Origin of the sequence: Gemmatimonas sp. (genome assembly GCF_027531815.1) — a bacterium.
Taxonomy (GTDB): domain Bacteria; phylum Gemmatimonadota; class Gemmatimonadetes; order Gemmatimonadales; family Gemmatimonadaceae; genus Gemmatimonas.
In genome coordinates, this window is the sequence record NZ_JAPZSK010000010.1 from 74,451 (window position 1) to 92,660 (window position 18,210).

The window sequence follows — 18,210 nt, forward strand, 5'->3', positions numbered from 1 at the left end:
GAGTCGGTGGCGGGGGTCAGTCCCACGTGAGCGCTCCCTTCTTCCAGACGTAGATGAAGCCGACCACAAGAATGAGCACGAACACCAGCATCTCACCCAGGCCGAAGAACGACAGCTGACCGGCGGGGCAGCTCTTCGCCACGAGGGGCACCGAGCACGACAGCTGGCGGTAGTGCACGCCCCACGGGATCATGAACACCGTCTCGATGTCGAAGACGATGAACAGCATCGCGACCAGGTAGAACTTCACTGAGAATCGATCGCGGGCATCGCCCAGCGGATTGATGCCGGACTCGTACGGCTGGGACTTGACCGCGGTGGGCTGGGCCTTCGTCGTGAGGTGTGCGATGCCAAGGATCAGCACCGCGTTGAGGATCACGAAGCCAAGAAGCAGCAGGACCGGCAGATAGGTGCGTAGCATCGCGGTGCAGCAAGGATCCGACAGATCACGAAGGGGGAGTGGACTTCGTGAAAGAATTCACAAACCATGTGCGAGAACAGTACCAAGGGGACCAGAATCCCTCAACAGCGTGCGTAATGCTTTTTGCTGCAAGTAACCGGCGAAGGCCGTTTGGCAGGGTCAGCCGGGTGCGAGTACCTTCCGCATATTCTCGACGCGTCGCGCGCGAGGGCATATGGACCACCTGGTCCTAATGCGAGTCCACCTTCCGCTTGCTCATCACATGGGGCTCTGCTCAGACCGCTGGATCACGCGCATGGCGCGCGAGCACGGCATGATCGAACCGTTTGAAGACCGCCAGGTTCGCCAGGGGGTCGTGTCGTACGGCGTCAGCTCGTATGGCTACGACATGCGTGTGGCGTCGGAATACCGGATCTTCACGAATGTGCTCAGCTCGATCGTCGATCCCAAGCAGTTCGACCCGAAGAGCTTCGTCGAGTTCGAAGGCGATGTCTGCATCGTGCCACCCAACTCCTTCGCGCTGGCGCGAAGCGTGGAGTACTTCCGCATTCCGCGCAACGTGCTCACGCTCACCGTGGGCAAGAGCACCTATGCGCGGTGCGGCATCATCACCAACGTCACGCCCTTCGAACCCGAGTGGGAAGGCTACGTGACGCTCGAGATCTCCAACACCACGCCGCTGCCCGCGAAGATCTACTCGAACGAGGGAATCGCACAGGTGGTGTTCTTCACCGGGGACGAAGAGCCGGAGGTCAGCTATGGCGACAAGCGGGGGAAGTACCAGGGCCAGCACGGCGTGACCCTGCCCCGCATTTAGGCTCCGCCGCCCTCAGCCGCCGGCGTAGACGTAGCGCAGACCGCGGTCTTGCGCCTGCTGCAGCGTCACGATCATCGCCGGCACCACTTCCACGCCGGGGAGCAGGCTCTTCCGCGCCTCTTCGGCGAACATGGTCGTGCGTTCCCGATCGGTGCGCTGCTCGGGGGGGAGAAACCGCCCCCCCGACGCGCGAATGGAGTTGCCGCACGCCAGCAGGAGGACGTTGCGGCGGGCAAGAATGGCGACGGATTCGGTCATCGGGTTCCGGGTCCCGGGCATACCCATGACCTCGCCGACGCTCGGATACTTGGCCCACATCGCATCGTTGAAGAACCAGCCAATGGAGCGACCGTTGAGCCCGACCATGACGGTGCAATCCTGCTCGCGGATCCCGTACACGGTCTTCTGCGTGTCGAGAAATGTCTGTGCCCAGCGCAGCGCGAGCCCATCGGTGGGCATGTGCGAGTGAAATACGACCCGCTGGGTGCCCGCCACCCGCTTCATCCACGGATCTTCCACGGTGGCCGCGCTCGCCTCGTCAGCGGCGGGTGCCGGCGCGGCGTTGAGCGCCTGGCTGGGGAGCACACCAATCGTCGCTCCGAAAGCGGCCAGACGGCCGAGGAAATCACGGCGGGGAGTGTTGGCCATCATCGGGGGAGCGAGTCTGGGGAAACGCGCCGCGTGAGCAACGGGCGCGGAGGAGGCAGGGGCTTGCCGGCGCGACGGGCGGCAGTGGTGGCATAGGCGACATCGGCGGGAGGATCGCCACGCGGCCAGTCGCGCTCTTTGCCGGGGTGATCCTGACGGGCCTTGCTGAGCACGAAGGCCGCAATGTCCGCCGCTCGCTGCGCACTCAACGTGTCGACGCCGTCGAACGGCATGTTGTGCTTGAGAAAGGTGGCCAGCGTGAACTGGCGCGCCATACCGGCGCCAATGGAGTAGCTGCCGCGCCCCCATACGGCCGGTGCATTGAGAGCGGGCATCCCCTGCCCTTCGCCCCCGTGGCACCGGGCGCAGCTGGCGGCGTACCCTTGCCGGCCACGTGTCACGCTGCCGGCAAGCTTCACGGTGTCCACCCGGTCGTGGCGAGGCCGCCCGTTGAGCGTGGCGATGTACGCCACCATGTCGCGCATCTCGCGGGAGTCCTCGTGCAGCATCTTTCCGGCGAGGCTGCGCGCAATGCACTCGTTGATGCGCCGCTCGATCGTTTCCTCATATCCGGGACGGCTGCGATAGCGCGGGTAGCGCGACAGCGTCGCCGTCCACGGCATCGCCCGCCCGCGCGTGCCGTTCTCCAGATGGCAGCTCACGCAGCGCAGCCCATTTCCGCTGTAGGCCGGGAGCGAGTCGCGAAACGCCGAGAGCAGCGCCAGTCCACGCACCGGATCGCCGGAGCGTGGCTGCGCGCCAAGCGCCACCGGGCAAATCACGGCCAACCATACCCACCGGAGGAATCGTCGCATGTCGCCAATATGCGGTACAACGCGCCACGCCGCAGGGGCCCCGGACGCACGACGGGCGGAACTCGAAGGAGTCCCGCCCGTCGTGATGGCAGAGGCCGGCGCCTGATCCGTCAGCCCGACCCGACCGTCGCCCGCGGTTCCTGACGCTTGGCGGTGGCCAGCAGGTAGTCGCGGTTCATGCGCTTGATCACGTCGATGCTGATCTCCTTGGGACACGCCTCCTGACACTCGCCGGCCAGGGTGCAATGACCGAAGCCCTCGAGATCCATCTGCTCCACCATGGCCAGCGCGCGCTTGTCACGCTCCGGCTGTCCCTGCGGCAAGAGCCCGAGGTGCGTGATCTTCGCGCCGGTGAACAGCGAGGCCGACGCATTGGGACAGGCGGCGACGCAGGCGCCGCAGCCGATGCACGCGGCCGCATCCATCGACTCTTCCAGCACGTCCTTGCCAATGAGAATCTCATTGGCATCCCGGGCGCCGCCGGTGTTCACCGACACGTAGCCGCCCGCCTGGATGATGCGATCGAACGCCCCTCGGTTCACCACGAGATCCTTCACGATGGGAAACGGCGACGCACGCCACGGCTCGACGGTGATAATGTCCCCGTCCTTGAACGCCCGCATGTGCAACTGGCAGGTGGCCGTGCCCTTCCAGGGACCATGCGCCTGCCCGTTGATCATCATGGCGCACGAGCCGCAGATCCCCTCGCGGCAGTCGTGCGCGAAGGCCACGGGTTCCTTTCCTTCGAGGGTGAGCTTCTCGTTGAGCATGTCGAACATCTCGAGGAACGACATGTCGGCACTCACGCCGTCGAGATCGTACGTCTCCAGCTTGCCCGGAGCCTGCGACGCCGGCTGGCGCCACACGTTGAGCGTGATCTTCATTACTTGTAGCTCCGCGTGGAAAGCTTCACGTTCTCGTACTCCAGCGGTTCCTTGTTGAGGATCGGGTCCTTCCCCTCGCCGGCGTACTCCCAGGCGGCAACGTAGGCGTACTCATCGTCGTTGCGCTTGGCCTCGCCCTCTTCCTGGTACTCCGTGCGGAAGTGCCCGCCGCACGACTCTTCGCGGTTCAGCGCATCGCGGCACATGAGCTCGCCCAGCTCGATGAAATCTGCCACGCGCCCCGCCTTCTCCAGCGACTGATTGAGTGAGTCGCCGCTGCCCGGCACGTTCACGTTCTGCCAGTACTCCTGCTTGAGCGTCTGGATGAGCCCGATGGCCTTCGTGAGCCCCTCACGGTCGCGCGCCATGCCGCAGTAGTCCCACATGATCTTGCCGAGCTCCTTGTGGAAGGAGTCGACGGTGCGCTTGCCCTTGATGCTCAGGAACGTGCCCTGGCGGTCGCGTACCGCCTGCTCCGCCGCGCGGAACTCGGCGTGCGACGTGTCCACCCTCTCCAGCTTGGTGCTCGCCAGATAGTCGCCAATCGTGTACGGCAACACGAAGTAGCCGTCGGCCAGCCCCTGCATGAGCGCCGAGGCGCCGAGGCGATTGGCGCCATGGTCGGAGAAGTTCGCCTCGCCGGCCACGTGCAGCCCGGGAATCGTACTCATGAGGTTGTAGTCCACCCAGAGGCCGCCCATGGTGTAGTGCACGGCCGGGTAGATGCGCATGGGCTGTTCGTACGGATTCTCATCCGTGATGCGCTGGTACATGTCGAACAGGTTGCCGTAGCGCTCGGCGATGGTGGGCTTGCCCAGCCGCTTGATGCTGTCGGCAAAGTCGAGGTACACCCCGAGGCCGCCCGGACCCACGCCGCGCCCGTCGTCGCACGCCTCCTTGGCGGCTCGCGAGGCAATGTCTCGCGGGGCGAGGTTGCCGAAGCTCGGGTACTTGCGCTCCAGGAAGTAGTCGCGCTCCGCATCGGGAATCTGCGACGGCGCCCGCTGGTCGCCGCGCTTGAGCGGCACCCAGATGCGCCCGTCGTTGCGGAGCGACTCCGACATGAGCGTGAGCTTCGACTGATGATCCCCGCTCACCGGAATGCAGGTGGGGTGGATCTGCGTGTAGCACGGGTTGGCGAACGCCGCGCCCTTCTTGTGGGCGCGCCAGGTGGCGGTGACATTCGAGTACATGGCGTTCGTGCTCAGATAGAACACGTTGCCGTAGCCGCCCGTGGCGAGCACCACCGCGTCGGCCGCATGCGACGTGATCTTGCCGGTGAGCAGGTTGCGCGTCACGATGCCGCGCGCATACCCGTTCACCACCACGAGCTCGAGCATCTCCTCGAAGGTGTGCATTTGCACCTTCTTGAGCGCGGTCTGCCGCTCCAGCGCCTGGTACGCGCCAAGCAGCAGTTGCTGCCCGGTCTGGCCGCGGGCGTAGAAGGTGCGCGACACCTGTGCACCGCCGAACGACCGGTTGGCCAGCAGGCCGCCATACTCACGCGCGAAGGGCACGCCCTGCGCCACACACTGATCGATAATGTTGACCGACACCTGCGCCAGGCGATAGACGTTCGCCTCGCGGGCGCGGAAGTCACCGCCCTTGATCGTGTCGTAGAAGAGGCGCTTGACCGAGTCACCGTCGTTCTGGTAATTCTTGGCGGCGTTGATGCCCCCCTGCGCCGCGATGGAATGCGCACGCCGCGGCGAGTCGTGGAACACGAAGCAGGAGACGTTGTAGCCCAGCTCCGCCATGGTGGCGGCCGCCGAGGCGCCGGCGAGACCGGCCCCCACCACGATCACGTGGTGCTTCCGCTTGTTGGCGGGGTTCACCAGCTTCATTTCGAAGCGGTGCTTGTCCCACTTCTGCTCGAGGGGACCGCTTGGTGTCTTGGAATTCAGGTCGAGCATGTCAGTGCGTCTCCGCCGCGGCCGTGGTGGATTCCGCGGCGCGTTCCTGCAGCGCCGGCGCTTCGGGGAACAGCCCCGCCATCGAGGCCACCGGAATGGCGATGAAGCCGCCCGCCACGATGATCGCAATCACCAGCGACAGGGTGCGCTTGAGCGGTTGCGCCGATGGGCGTGCCACCCCGAGGGTGCGCACCACGGCCCAGCCACCGTGATAGAGGTGTAGACCGAGGGCGCCCATCGCGAGGATGTAGAACGCCGCGACCGCGGGATTCGACAGCCCGATCCGCACGTTGTTGTACGGGTCGAGATGGGTGAACTGCGGATGCACCGACCCGATCGTCATGTGCAGGATGTGAAAGACAATGAACACCAGCAGCAGCACGCCCCCCCAGCGAATCGTCTTCGCCGCCAGGGTGGTTACCTGCGGGCGCCGCACGGCATACGCGTCGGGACGCGCGGCCCGGGACATCATCGTGAGCTGATAGGCGGCCACGGCATGCAACACCACGGCGGCCAGGAGTCCGAGCCGAATGGCCCACAACAGGGGCATGCTCGTCCGAAGCAGGAGCGCGTAGTCGTGCATGGCGCCCTGCCCCTTGAACATCAGGAAGTTGCCGGACATGTGGCCGATGACGAACAGGATCCCGATGATCCCCGTCACCGCCATGACGATCTTCTTGCCGATCGTGCTCTGCCAGAATCGCGAGAGAGCGTACATAAGCGGGGTGGAAGAAGAAACCGGCGCACCGCAGGGTGCACCGGTTTCGCCGGATCAGAGGGAGAGTACCGACATCGGTTCGCGCACGGCTTGCGCCGACTTCTCGAGCGCGGTGCGCTCGTCGGCCGTCAGCTCGATCTCGAGCACCTTTTCGAGGCCGTTCTTGCCAAGCTTGCAGGGCACGCCCAGGAAAAGCCCGGACATGCCGTACTCCCCCTCGAGCCACGCCGCACACGGAAGGATGCGCTTGCGATCGTGCACGATGGCGTCCACCATCTCCACGGCGCCCGACGACGGCGCGTAGTAGGCAGACCCGGTCTTGAGGTACTTCACGATCTCGGCACCGCCATCGCGTGCGCGCTGCACGATGCCCTGCAGCTGCTCCTCGCCCATGAGCTGGCGGATGGGAATGCCGCTGATGGTCGTGTACGACACGAGTGGGACCATGGTGTCGCCGTGTCCACCGAGCACCATCGCCTGGATGTCGCGCACCGACACGTCGAGCGCTTCGGCGATGAAGGAGCGATACCGCGCGGTGTCAAGTACGCCGGCCATGCCGATCACGCGCTCACGCGGGAATCCCGTGACCTGCTTGGCCACGTAGCACATCACGTCGAGCGGATTCGACACGACGATGATGATGGCATTGGGGGAGGTCGCCTTGATCTGCTCCGCCACCGACTTGACGATGCCGGCGTTGGTGTTGAGCAGGTCGTCGCGCGTCATCCCCGGCTTGCGCGCAATGCCGGCCGTGATGACGACGATATCCGAGCCGGCCGTCTCCTCGTATCCGTTCGTGCCGATGACGCGCGTGTCGAAGCCCTCGACCGGGGCCGATTCCCACTGGTCGAGGCCCTTCCCTTGCGGAATGCCTTCGACCACGTCGACCATCACCACCGTGCGCCCGAGCGACTTCTCGGCAATGCGCTGCGCCGTGGTGGCGCCAACGTTGCCCGCACCAACGACCGTGATCTTGTTGACCATGTTGTGCCGGATCTCCGAACGGCTTGCGAAGCGAAAAACTGCTGCGTTGTGAGATGGGAATCGCCGAGCGCCAGTGAAAACCAGGTTAGCTGGTTACTGCGTGCGCGGCGTTCAGGGAGTGTCGTTTTCGCAACATAGAGCGGTGCACACGGCCGAGCAATGCGGACGAAACGGTCCAATCCGCCTCGGGAATCAACCGCCGACCTGGCTCAACGCACGCAGGCCACCCACCTGCATTTGCAGCAGGGCGTGCTCCTTGGGCTTCTCCGCGAGCGCCTTTTCAAAGAGAGGACGCAGCGGTTCGCCGCGCCGCAACGCGTCGCGCAGCGGCACCTCATGGTCGCCGAACAGACAGGTACGGAGCCGGCCGTCGGCGGTCAGGCGCACACGGTTGCAGGTGGAGCAATACGTGTGGGTCATGGGGGTGATTACCCCCACGGTGCCCGGCGCCCCGTCAAAACGATGGTAGACGGCCGGCCCATTCCCGCGCGGCGGACCGGCATCCTCGTGCAATGCCCCCAGGGACCGAATGCGCGCCAGGATCTCGGCGCTCGGCACCACGTGATCCCAGGTCAGCTCCCGGAGCTCACCCACGGGCATCAGCTCGATGAAGCGTACATGCCACGGGTGCTGCCGTGTAAGCGCGGCGAACTCCACGACCTCATCGTCGTTGATGCCGCGCATGACCACCATGTTGATCTTGATGGGCGCGAGCCCGGCCTCCTGCGCCGCGAGGGCCGCCGTGACCAGGTCGAAGCCCAGGTCGCGGCGCGCAATCTCGACCACCCGCTCCGGGCGCAGCGAGTCAGCGCTGATGTTCACACGGTCGAGCCCCGCACGGGCCAGATCCCGGGCCATGACCGGCAACTTCACGCCGTTGGTGGAGAGGGCGATGTCCTCGACCCCAGCAATGGCCTTGAGCTGCGCCACCAGTGTGACGAGATCCGGGCGGATGGTGGGTTCCCCGCCCGTAATGCGCAGTCGGCGCAAACCGAGCGGCGCCAGCTGCCGCACGACCTCCACGATCTCTTCGTAGCGCAGTATCTCCTGCTTGGGAAGCCACGGCAGCCCCTCGACCGGCATGCAGTACTGGCAGCGGAAGTTGCAGCGGTCGGTGACCGAAATACGCAGATACTCGATGCTGCGCCCGAACTGATCGCGCATCAGCTCCCTCCGGATGCCAGGGGGCCGGTGGCACGAGTCGGGTCGACCCATGCGCGTTCCCCATCGACATAATGCTCGCGCTTCCAGATGGGCACGCGCTGCTTGAGCGACTCGATGATCGCCCGCGCGCCATCGAGCGCCGGGCCGCGGTGCGCGTGCGCGGCGACGATCGCCACGCTCACTTCGCCCACGCTCAGGGGGCCGATACGATGCTCGATGGTGACCCGGAGCCCAGGCGTCGCCTCGCAGACCTCGCGCGCCACAGCCGCGAGCTCGCTGGCCGCCATGGACTCGTAGGCTTCGTAGTCCATGCCGGTGACCGGGCGCCCGTCGTTGAGGTCGCGCACGGTACCGAGAAACACCGAGAGCGCACCGACCCCCGCCGCCTGCGCTTTCGCGACGAGGTGCCCCACGTCGATGGGGGCCGTGACGATTGCCGCGTGCAGCACGCCCGTGTCCATGCGCGAAGGCATCCGCTCACCCGCCGGCAACGGGGGGAATCAGCGCGACCTCGTCGGCTGCCCCGACAATCCGATCGGGGGCGGCGAACGCCTGGTTCACCGCCACCAGCGGTGATGCCGGCAGTCGGTCTCCCCCCGGCATGGTCCGCAGGGCGGCCACGAGTTCGGCGACAGCGCACGGTGCCTCTACGGGCACGAGCAGCTTCCGGGCGCCGAACGCGTCGGCATACGATGCGAAGAGCAGGACGGGGACGGTCATGTCAATCGCAAGATAGTACGTGGAGGGGCGCTTCGTTCCACGCCACGCCCGCCGAGGCGCACCCCCGATGCAAAAGGGCCCCCGATCAAGGATCGGGGACCCGGAACCGCTGGGGCCGCGACACGCACGGCTCAGCTGTCGTGCATGTCGTCGTCGCCGTCGTCGTCGAGCAGATGGGCCTCGATACCGGCGACCATGGCGCGCAGCTCCTTGCTGGGCTTGAACACCGGCACGGGGCGCGCCGACACTTCGACGGGAGACCCCGTACGCGGGTTGCGCGCCATGCGGGTCTTGCGCTGGCGGATCTTGAAGGTCCCGAAGCCGCGAACCTCGATGTTCTTCTGCTCCTGAAGCGCTTCCTTGATGGCATCGAGGAACGCATCCACGACGCGCGCACAGTCCTTCTTGGAGATGGTCGGACCGGCGGTTCGGGCGATACGAGCCGTGACGTTCTCGACCAGATCGGCTTTGGTCATGTTGCGGGCGGAGAGATTCAGGGCAGAAACACCACGGGCACCAAGCAACGGCTCGGTGCCCGCGAAGCATTGCGACAGCGAACGTATGGCCTTAGTGCTTATCAGTCAAGCGTTTGGGCCATCTCACCCTCGACGATTTCTCAGCGCCGTGAGAAACTGGTCGAACAGCGGAACCGCATCGTGAGGCCCCGGCGCTGCCTCGGGGTGATACTGGACGGCGAACACGGGAAGGCGCCGATGCTTGAGCCCCTCCACCGTCCCGTCATTCAGGTTGATATGCGTGACCGCCAGATCCGGAGCCCCTTCGACCCCGTCGGGGGAGCCGACCACGGCAAACCCGTGGTTCTGGGAGGTGATGAGCACCTGACCGGTTTCCAGATCCTTGACCGGCTGATTCCCACCCCGATGTCCGAACGGCATTTTGGCGGTACGCCCGCCAAAGCTGATGCCGAGCAGCTGATGGCCCAGGCAAATGCCGAACATGGGGACGCGCTGGTCCGCGATCTCCCTGATCGCCGCGGGGGCGTAGGTCACCGCCTCCGGGTCGCCGGGACCATTGGAAAGGAAGACCCCGTCGGGGTTCATGGCGAGCACATCGTTGGCCGGCATGTCCGAGGGCACGACGGTCACCCGAATGCCGTGCGCATCGAAGAGGCGCAGGATGTTGCGCTTGATACCGTAGTCGTACGCCACGACGTGGTACGGCGCGTCCGCCTGGCCCCATTCGTACGGCTCGCGCGTGGACACCACCGAGGCGAGATCGAGTCCGGCCATGCTTGGACACGCGTCGAGCGCAGCCAGTGCGTCCTTGCCGGGTGTCTCCCCGGCGCCGATCACCCCGCGCATCACGCCAACGCTGCGCAGATGCTTGGTCAGCCGACGCGTGTCGACTTCGGTCAGCACGGGCACCGCAGCGGCGCCCAGCCACTCAGGCAGGCTGCCGGTAGCGCGCCAGTTGGAGTACGTGGGCGACAACTCACGGCAGATCACGCCGGCAACCTGCGGACGCGCCGACTCGGGGTCTTCGGTATTGATACCGTAGTTCCCAATCTGCGGCGCGGTCATGACGACGATCTGCCCCCGGAAGGACGGATCGGAGAACGTCTCCTGATAGCCGGTCATGTTGGTCGTGAAGACGACCTCCGCAACCGTCGGCTCGGCGGGCCCCACGAGTCGGCCGTGAAAAAGGGTTCCGTCCTCGAGGAGGAGGAACCCCTTCTGCGACAGCGTAGCCACCTCGGCTTACTTGCTGCTGTCAGGCGAGGCGGGCGCGGCCGGTGTGGCCGGTGCCGCCTGCTGGGTCAGCGGCGCTGCTGGTGCGGCGGTGCGATTGCCACCCGCTGGCGCAGCGGGCGCCGCCGCCGGCGCGGCGAGCTTGTCGAGCACCGACTTGGGTGCCGCCGAGCGGCTCGACATGATCTGCAGGATGAACGCGAGGCCAAGGAAGATGCCCCCGCACCACCACGACGCCTTGGTGAGCAGGTTGCCCGCCTGACGTGTCCCGATGAGCGAATCCGACGAGGAGCTCGCTCCACCAAAGCTGGCAGCCAGACCGCCCCCCTTGCCCGACTGGAGGAGGACCGCCACGGCGAGCACGACGGCGTCGAGGATGAGCAGGATCAGCAGAAACGTGTACATGTCGCGGAGCCGGAGTTCCGGTACGAATGACCGAGAGATGGAGCAGCGGGGAATCCGCTGCAGCCTCGTAAAATCGCCGAGTCGCGCGGCCGGGGCAAGTGCTTTCGCCGTCAGCGCTTGCCCTGCCGCTCACGCGATGCGCACCGGAGCCCCCTCAGGCGCGCACGATGCTCGCCCAGCTGTCAGCGTCGAGCGAGGCACCGCCCACCAGCAAGCCGTCCACATCGGGGGCCGCGAGCAGCTGGGAGGCATTGCCGCGGTTGACCGACCCGCCGTAGAGAATGGGGATCCCTGCCGCAGCCTTGTCGCCGACACGAGAGACGAGTGCTCGACGTAGCACCCCGTGAATCTCGGACGCGTCGGCAGGCGTCGCAGTACGTCCCGTGCCGATGGCCCAGACGGGCTCGTAGGCCAGCATGATGCCCGCAACCTGCCCGTCTTCCAACCCAGCCAGGCCAGCCGCCAACTGCCGCTCCACCACCTCGCCGGTGCGCCCCGCCTCGCGTTCCTCAAGCGTCTCCCCCACGCACAGCATCGGGGTAAGGCGAGCCTGGGCGACCAGTGCCATCTTCTTGGTGGTGTGCGCATCGCTCTCGCCGAACACGTGCCGGCGTTCGGAATGCCCGACCAGTACGACTCGCGCGCCGATGTCGCGCGCCATCAGGACGGAATTCTCTCCGGTGAAGGCCCCCTGCGCCTCGCCGTGCACGTTCTGCACCCCGACCCAGATCTCAGGGCGGTCCTTCAGCCCCTCGATGACGGTGCCCACGGTCAAGGCCGACGGGAAGAAGACCAGCGTTCGCTCGTTGAGCTTGGGCACCTGCGCGAGAAACCGTTGCAGGAAGGCGCGGGCGTCGTTGGGGGTGTGATTGAGCTTCCAGTTGGCCGCGAGGACCGGCTTGCGATGCATGAATGAATCCGGGAGAAAGAACGGCGGTCAGCGCGCGTCGAGCGCGCTGACACCGGGAAGGTCCTTGCCTTCGAGGAATTCCAGCGACGCACCGCCGCCGGTTGAAACGTGGCTCATTTGCGAGTCCAAACCCGCGTCCGCCACCGCCGCCGCGCTATCGCCGCCGCCAATGATCGTGGTGGCCCCCTGCGCCGTGGCCCTGGCCATGGCTTCGGCAACGGCCCGGGTTCCGGCATCGAATGGTGGCTTCTCGAAGACCCCCATGGGGCCGTTCCAGAGCACGGTGCGCGCCCCTTCCACGAGCGCACAGTACTGGGCCACGCTCTTCGGGCCGATATCGAACATGGCCTGACCGACGGGGATGGCGTCACGATCTACGGCGCTGGCCTGCGCGCCCGCGTCCATGGACGGCGCAATCGTGGCGTCCTCCGGCAGCACCAGCTTGTCGCCGGCGCGCGCCAGCAGCTCCTTGGCCATCTCGAGGCGATCGGGTTCCACCAGCGAGTTCCCCGTTTCGAAACCCATGGCCCGGAAGAAGGTGCAGGCCATGGCACCGCCAATGAGCAGCTTGTCCACCTTGGGCAACAGCGCCTCCACCACGTCGATCTTTCCGCTGATCTTGGAGCCGCCGAGGATGGCAACGAACGGACGCTGTGGCGCCGCCAGCGCCCCCCCCAGATAGGCCAGCTCCTTCTCCATCAGCAGCCCTGCCACGGCCGGACGACAGAACTTGGCCACTCCCGCCGTGCTCGCATGGGCGCGGTGTGCCGCGCCAAAGGCGTCGTTCACATAGAAATCGCCCAGCTGGGCCAGCTGGTACGACAACGCTTCGTCGTTCTGCTCCTCGCCGACGAGGAACCGCGTGTTCTCGAGCAGCAGCACTTCGCCGGCCGCCAGATTCTGCGTGGCTTTCACGGCACGCTCACCGACGGTCACGTCGAGGAAGTGCACGGGACGCGGCAGCAGCTCGGCCAGCCGCGTGGCCACTGGCGCCAGCGTATAGCGGGGGTCGGGCGCCCCCTTGGGGCGGCCGAAGTGCGCCATCAGAACAACACGGGCCCCACCATCGAGCAGCGTGGTGATCGTCGGCAGGGCGGCCACGATGCGCGTGTCGTCGGCGACGGTGCCGGCCTCGTCGAGCGGCACGTTGAAGTCCACGCGCACGAGCGCGCGCTTCCCGTGGAGCTCGGCCGGCGACAGGTCACGAATGGTCTTGGTGCTCATCGGAAGTCGAAAGGAGGACAACGGCACGGAGGCCGCAGAGTGCCCATCGGGTAAACTCTGCGGCCTCCGTGACTCCGCGTCCTCCGCGCCAGCGCTGACGCAGAGGACGCGATACTGGAATCAGAGTCGCGAACCGACGTAGCGCAGCAGGTCGACGCAGCGCGACGAATAGCCCCACTCGTTGTCATACCAGCCCGACACCTTCACCATCGTGCCGTTGATGACGATGGTGCTGCCCGCGTCGAGCGTGCAGGAGAAGGGATTGCCGATGTAGTCGACCGAGACGAGCGGTTCGGTGCTATAGCCAAGAATGCCTTCGAGCGCGCCGCTTTCCGATGCCGCCTTGAAGGCCGCATTCACCTCGTCCTTCGTGACGGCACGGTCCACGATGCACGTGAGGTCCGTGAGCGACACGTCCGGGGTGGGCACCCGCACGGCCACACCGTCGATCTTCCCCTTCACTTCGGGGATCACGAGCGAGGTGGCCTTGGCAGCGCCGGTGGTGGTGGGGATCATGCTCACGGCCGCCGCGCGCGCGCGACGCAAATCCTTGTGCGGCAGGTCGAGGATGCTCTGGTCGTTGGTGTAGCTGTGAATGGTGACCATCGAGCCGTGCACGAAGCCGAACGCCTCACGAATCACCTTGACCATGGGCGCGAGGCAGTTGGTGGTGCACGAAGCGTTGGAGATGATGTGGTGCGCCGACGGATCGTACTTGTCGCTGTTCACCCCCATCACGACCGTGATGTCCTCGTTCGTTGCCGGCGCCGAAATGATCACCTTCTTCGCACCGCCTTCGATGTGCTTCACCGCGTCCTTCGCGTCGGTGAATCGGCCCGTGGACTCGAGCACGATGTCGACGCCCAGGTCCTTCCAGGGGAGCTTCGCCGGATCACGCTCGGCGAGAATCTTGACCTTGTCGCCGTCGATGGTGATGCCATCGGCATCGGCGCTCACCTGCCCGTCGTACTTGCCGTGCACCGAGTCGTACTTGAAGAGGTGCGCGAGGGTCTTGGTGTCGGTGAGGTCGTTGATGGCAACGAAGTCGATGTCGGCGACGCCCTGCTGCTTGGCGGCACGCAGCACCTGGCGGCCGATGCGGCCGAAGCCGTTGATGCCAACGCGAAGAACCATTCGTGTCAGTTCCGGATGAAGTCAGAGTCGGGAGCGGCACGGTCGCCAGGATCGGGCGCCCGTCCGAAGGTCACACAGCTGATGATGCGGGCGCCGCCTTCTTGCAGCGCTTCCACGGCGGCGTTGACCGTCGCGGCGGTCGTGATGACGTCGTCGACCAGCACCACATGCCGATCGTGAAGCGATGCCCGATGGTGATCGGGCACCACGAACGCCCCGGAAACGTTGCGCGCGCGGTCGGAAGGTGTCAACCGCACTTGCGACTGCGTGTCGCGCGTACGCACGAGTGTGTCCGCCCAGACGGGCACGCGCCAATGCGCGGCGAGGGCCATTGCCAGACACGCCGCCTGGTTGTACCCGCGCTCGCGCAGGCGGTCACGGCCGAGCGGGATGGGAATCAGGGCCGCGCGCTCGTCCACCACATCACGCGGCCAATCGAGGCGGGCCATGCGGGCGGCCATGGGCTGGGCCACCCGTGTCCAGCCCCCGTACTTGAGCGCATGCACGAGATCGGCACCGGTGCCCGTGTCCATGCGGGTGACCGACCGGACGGCGCGAAGCGCGGGGGCGAGGCGAGAGCACCAACGGCAGGCGGGCAGCGCTGCCGGGGGGGCCGCGCTCGCCATGGGGCCCGGAGGCATTGGCACCGCGAGGGAAAGGCGCGGATGGCCACATCGCGCGCACTGCGGCAGCGTCAACGGCACCAGCTGAGCCAGGCAGAGGCCGCACACGATGCCGTTACCGTCGGGGCGGTGCGCACGTCGGCAGCAGACGCACGCGCCTGGCAGGAGGAGATCGAATGCACCGGTTGCCAGCGTCTGCCACCACGAGGACGCTCCCTCGACCTGGGTCACCGGTCGACTTCCCGCAGCACTCGACACCCGAGGGCGGCTCACGGTCGTGGCGCGCGCGCGTCCGGGCGTGGCACGCCCAACGCGTGCCACATCACGTCACGCGACGGCGGCTCGCCGAACCAGCAGGCAAACGCGGCGGCGCCCTGCTCCACCAGCATGCGCAGCCCGTCTTCGGCGGGCAGTCCCCGCGCCTTGGCATCACGGACCCACGCGGTCCCCTCACGGCGGTAGACCAGATCGAAGACCGCCGTGTGCGCGGGGAGGGACTCCACCGGCACCGGCACGTCGTCGCTGTCGCGCATCCCCGCTGGCGTGGCATTCACCACCAGCCCCGCCTGGGCCCAAGGCACGTCGGTCATGTGCGCCAAAGCCGTGGTCCGGCCGCCGGCCAGCGCCACCAACCGTTCGGCGCGAGAGCGGGTACGCGACGCGACGAGCACCCGCGCGTCGCGCGTCAATGGCGACAGTGCCAGCGCCACCAGCACCGCCGCCGCTGCCCCGCCTGCTCCCAGCACCACCACGTCTCCGTGTACGCCGCCGCTGCACAGGGCGGCAACCGTGGCCATGACCCCATCGACGTCGGTGTTATGTCCCACCAGCGTGTCACCGTCCCACCAGAAGGTATTCACCGCGCGCGTGCGCTCCGCGGCCGCCGTGGTGTGCGCGGCGAGCGTGAACATGGCCTCCTTGTGCGGCATCGTGACATTGCCGCCCGTGCGGGCGCGCCGCAGATCATCCACCGCTGGCCCCAGCGCCGTGGAGGCCACGTCGCAACGGGTATACACGACCGCGCGCCCGGCGTGGCGCAAGGCCGCATTCTGCAACGTCGGCGACAGCGACTGCGCCACCGGTTGCCCCACGATGACCAGTGCGGACGGCGCCTCCCGTGCTCGCGGCTCGACGACCTCGCGCATCGTTAGCCGCGCCGGTTCACGAGGGACGCTGTTCGGCCACCTTCTCCACGATGGCCGCGATCTCCCGCTCCAGTTCCTCGTAGGTCGCGCGGTACACCGCGAGATCGCCACCGAAGGGGTCGCTCACAGGGTGGCCATTGCCGGCCACATAGCCGGTGAGCAGGTACGATCGCCCCGTACCCCCCAGCGCTTCCGCCCGCTCGAGATGGTGCGGCCCCATGGTCAGGATGAGGTCGGCCGATGCCACCAGCTCCGGCGACAGCTGGCGCGCCCGGTGCTCACCGAGGGTGATACCATGCTCGAGCGCCACCAGCAGGGCCCCGTCGGATGCCGGCGAACCGGGCCAGGCGCTCGTACCTGCACTGCCGATCGTCACGTCCGGCACGTTGCGCGCGGCAAACAGGCGCCGCGCGATGACTTCGGCCATGGGGCTGCGACAGGTATTGCCGGTGCACACGAAGAGCAGATGCATCAGGTATCTCCCACCAGATCGGGGACGATGGCGCGCAGCACCGGTGCCGACAGGACACCGGGTCGAATGACACGTGGCCGCCGTCCGGTGCAGTCCACGACCGTGGACGGCGCGGACGGGACCAGCCGACCACCGTCCAGCACATGCAGCAGTCCCGCCCGAATCTCCTCGGGCCACTGCGCGGTGATCTCGGACGCTGCCATGGCCGGCGGGACCCCCGGTCGGTTGGCACTCGTACTGGTGATCGGTTCACCATAGAAACGCAGCAGACGCTGCAGACCGACATGCGGCGTGAAGCGGACTGCGACGCCGCCTTCGGGACCGCGCAGACGCGGCGGAACCCTGCCATCGCCACCAGGGAGTACCAGGGTGAGCGGACCGGGCCAGAAGCGCGCGGCAAGGTGCGCCGCATACGGTGGCAGGTGGAGGTCGAGCCGATTCACCTGCTGGGGATCGCCAATGAGCAGCAGAAACGGCTTTCCAGGCGGACGCCCCTTCATGCGAACGAGCGCGTCGATGGAGCCCTGATCGACCGCCGTCCCGAACCCGTAGACCGTTTCCGTGGGATACGCCAGCACACGCTGCTCGGCGAGGTGCGCAACGATGCCACGCAGCGCGCCGTCGATCTCGGCCGGAGACCAGAACGGCACGGTCATCTCGCTGCGATCGGTCCACGACATCACGGTTCGTCCGCGAGCAGGCTGAGCGCGTCGGCGCGAGCGAAGTCGGCCTCTTCCGTGATCTTCATGCCCCGTTCGCTCCCCCGCACCACCACCACCTCGAAGCCGAGCCGCTCGCAGAGCGCCGCGTCATCGGTCGCGCCAATGCCATCACGCCGCGCGGCGACATGTGCCTGCTCCAGCATCTCCCGGGGAAAGGCCTGCGGTGTCTGGGCCCGCCAGAGGCGCGCCCGATCGACGGTGCGCACAATGCGCCCCTGCTCGTCCACTTCCTTGAGCGTGTCCACCACGGGGAGCGCCGCGATGGCCCCGCGCCCGAGCCGCGCCTCGGCAATGACGCGGTCGATCGTGGCATCGGTGATCAAGGGACGGGCCGCATCGTGCACGACCGCAATGGCGATCTCCTCAGGGAGATCCTCGAGACCGTTCACGACGCTCTCGTGCCGCTCGCGCCCGCCCACCGAGACCAGCAGCCGGTCCACATCGCACTGAAACAGCCAGGGCGGCGGATCGGCAGCGTACGCTTTCGGGAGGACGACCACCACCACGCCCACGTCCGGGCGCGCCATGAATGCCTGTACACTGTGCAGCAGCGCTGGCTTGCCCGACACCCACCGGAACTGCTTGAGTTCGGTGCTGCCGGTTCGCGAACCGGATCCGCCCGCGACAATGACCACGCCGACATCGCGCGCCACTCCCCTATCCTTGGTCGTCACTTCACCGCGCGAGGCGATGACCGGCGGCGGAATGACGCGACGCGGTGGCGGCAGTTCGGTATCGCTCATGCAGGACCGAGGGAAAGGCGGTGAAGGATCGGGTACGGC

Annotated in this window: 22 protein-coding genes; 1 reads left to right on the forward strand and 21 read right to left on the reverse strand. The window is 66.9% G+C overall.

All coding sequences use genetic code 11. The features are described from left to right. Positions 1 to 16 precede the first annotated feature (16 nt). Positions 17 to 421, reverse strand: coding sequence for an NADH-quinone oxidoreductase subunit A (ndhC, locus tag O9271_RS12900; protein WP_298270368.1), 405 nt, complete (start codon positions 419 to 421; stop codon positions 17 to 19). Positions 422 to 683: 262 nt separating this feature from the next. Between ndhC and dcd the strand changes: the two genes are divergently transcribed. Further along, on the forward strand, positions 684 to 1,238 hold the full coding sequence (gene dcd, locus O9271_RS12905; RefSeq protein WP_298270371.1) for a dCTP deaminase: 555 nt from the start codon (positions 684 to 686) through the stop codon (positions 1,236 to 1,238). 12 nt (positions 1,239 to 1,250) lie between these two features. Here the strand turns inward: dcd and O9271_RS12910 are convergent, their stop codons facing one another. The 20 genes from O9271_RS12910 to ispD all read right to left on the reverse strand — a co-directional run bounded on the left by O9271_RS12910 (position 1,251) and on the right by ispD (position 18,171). Beyond that, positions 1,251 to 1,889, reverse strand: a complete 639-nt coding sequence (locus tag O9271_RS12910) for a twin-arginine translocation signal domain-containing protein (protein WP_298270374.1) — start codon at positions 1,887 to 1,889, stop codon at positions 1,251 to 1,253. Beyond that, complete coding sequence (locus O9271_RS12915) at positions 1,886 to 2,701, reverse strand: c-type cytochrome (RefSeq protein WP_298270378.1); 816 nt, start codon at positions 2,699 to 2,701, stop codon at positions 1,886 to 1,888. The genes O9271_RS12910 and O9271_RS12915 overlap by 4 nt, the downstream gene beginning before the upstream one ends. A gap of 110 nt (positions 2,702 to 2,811) precedes the next feature. After that, complete coding sequence (locus tag O9271_RS12920; protein ID WP_298270381.1) at positions 2,812 to 3,585, reverse strand: succinate dehydrogenase/fumarate reductase iron-sulfur subunit; 774 nt, start codon at positions 3,583 to 3,585, stop codon at positions 2,812 to 2,814. Beyond that, a complete protein-coding gene (locus O9271_RS12925) occupies positions 3,585 to 5,498 on the reverse strand; it encodes a fumarate reductase/succinate dehydrogenase flavoprotein subunit (RefSeq protein ID WP_298270384.1) in 1,914 nt (637 codons plus the stop codon). Before O9271_RS12925 ends, O9271_RS12920 begins: the two co-directional genes overlap by 1 nt. Position 5,499: 1 nt before the next feature. Further along, positions 5,500 to 6,216, reverse strand: coding sequence for a succinate dehydrogenase cytochrome b subunit (locus O9271_RS12930; RefSeq protein ID WP_298270387.1), 717 nt, complete (start codon positions 6,214 to 6,216; stop codon positions 5,500 to 5,502). A 54-nt stretch (positions 6,217 to 6,270) separates the two neighbouring features. After that, the gene (gene mdh / locus O9271_RS12935) at positions 6,271 to 7,200 is read right to left on the reverse strand and encodes a malate dehydrogenase (protein WP_298270390.1); all 930 of its coding nucleotides are present in this window, start codon (positions 7,198 to 7,200) and stop codon (positions 6,271 to 6,273) included. Positions 7,201 to 7,392: 192 nt separating this feature from the next. Then, positions 7,393 to 8,364, reverse strand: a complete 972-nt coding sequence (moaA, locus tag O9271_RS12940; protein ID WP_298270393.1) for a GTP 3',8-cyclase MoaA — start codon at positions 8,362 to 8,364, stop codon at positions 7,393 to 7,395. Next, positions 8,364 to 8,837, reverse strand: a complete 474-nt coding sequence (locus tag O9271_RS12945; RefSeq protein ID WP_298270395.1) for a molybdenum cofactor biosynthesis protein MoaE — start codon at positions 8,835 to 8,837, stop codon at positions 8,364 to 8,366. The genes moaA and O9271_RS12945 overlap by 1 nt, the downstream gene beginning before the upstream one ends. 4 nt (positions 8,838 to 8,841) lie before the next feature. Continuing rightward, positions 8,842 to 9,084 (reverse strand): MoaD/ThiS family protein, encoded by a 243-nt coding sequence (locus O9271_RS12950; protein WP_298270398.1) that lies wholly within the window; start codon positions 9,082 to 9,084, stop codon positions 8,842 to 8,844. Positions 9,085 to 9,215: 131 nt separating this feature from the next. Next, on the reverse strand, positions 9,216 to 9,560 hold the full coding sequence (locus O9271_RS12955) for an HU family DNA-binding protein (protein ID WP_298270400.1): 345 nt from the start codon (positions 9,558 to 9,560) through the stop codon (positions 9,216 to 9,218). Positions 9,561 to 9,683: 123 nt separating this feature from the next. Further along, complete coding sequence (gene carA, locus O9271_RS12960) at positions 9,684 to 10,796, reverse strand: glutamine-hydrolyzing carbamoyl-phosphate synthase small subunit (RefSeq protein ID WP_298270403.1); 1,113 nt, start codon at positions 10,794 to 10,796, stop codon at positions 9,684 to 9,686. Positions 10,797 to 10,802: 6 nt separating this feature from the next. Then, entirely contained in the window at positions 10,803 to 11,198 is a 396-nt protein-coding gene (gene secG / locus O9271_RS12965; RefSeq protein ID WP_291263418.1) for a preprotein translocase subunit SecG, read from the reverse strand. Between the two features lie 154 nt (positions 11,199 to 11,352). Continuing rightward, on the reverse strand, positions 11,353 to 12,108 hold the full coding sequence (gene tpiA / locus O9271_RS12970) for a triose-phosphate isomerase (protein ID WP_298270407.1): 756 nt from the start codon (positions 12,106 to 12,108) through the stop codon (positions 11,353 to 11,355). A 27-nt stretch (positions 12,109 to 12,135) separates the two neighbouring features. Beyond that, positions 12,136 to 13,332, reverse strand: coding sequence for a phosphoglycerate kinase (locus tag O9271_RS12975; protein WP_298270410.1), 1,197 nt, complete (start codon positions 13,330 to 13,332; stop codon positions 12,136 to 12,138). A 120-nt stretch (positions 13,333 to 13,452) separates the two neighbouring features. Beyond that, on the reverse strand, positions 13,453 to 14,466 hold the full coding sequence (gap, locus tag O9271_RS12980) for a type I glyceraldehyde-3-phosphate dehydrogenase (RefSeq protein WP_298270412.1): 1,014 nt from the start codon (positions 14,464 to 14,466) through the stop codon (positions 13,453 to 13,455). Positions 14,467 to 14,471: 5 nt separating this feature from the next. Then, positions 14,472 to 14,999, reverse strand: a complete 528-nt coding sequence (locus O9271_RS12985) for a phosphoribosyltransferase family protein (protein WP_298270414.1) — start codon at positions 14,997 to 14,999, stop codon at positions 14,472 to 14,474. 359 nt (positions 15,000 to 15,358) lie between these two features. Then, positions 15,359 to 16,234 (reverse strand): hypothetical protein, encoded by an 876-nt coding sequence (locus O9271_RS12990; protein ID WP_298270415.1) that lies wholly within the window; start codon positions 16,232 to 16,234, stop codon positions 15,359 to 15,361. A 16-nt stretch (positions 16,235 to 16,250) separates the two neighbouring features. Continuing rightward, on the reverse strand, positions 16,251 to 16,706 hold the full coding sequence (locus O9271_RS12995; protein ID WP_298270417.1) for a low molecular weight protein arginine phosphatase: 456 nt from the start codon (positions 16,704 to 16,706) through the stop codon (positions 16,251 to 16,253). Then, positions 16,706 to 17,386, reverse strand: coding sequence for an L-threonylcarbamoyladenylate synthase (locus O9271_RS13000; protein WP_298270420.1), 681 nt, complete (start codon positions 17,384 to 17,386; stop codon positions 16,706 to 16,708). Before O9271_RS13000 ends, O9271_RS12995 begins: the two co-directional genes overlap by 1 nt. Beyond that, positions 17,386 to 18,171 carry a 2-C-methyl-D-erythritol 4-phosphate cytidylyltransferase gene (gene ispD, locus O9271_RS13005; RefSeq protein WP_298270423.1) on the reverse strand — a complete coding sequence of 262 codons (786 nt, stop codon included), beginning with the start codon at positions 18,169 to 18,171 and terminating at the stop codon, positions 17,386 to 17,388. Before ispD ends, O9271_RS13000 begins: the two co-directional genes overlap by 1 nt. Positions 18,172 to 18,210: the final 39 nt, after the last annotated feature.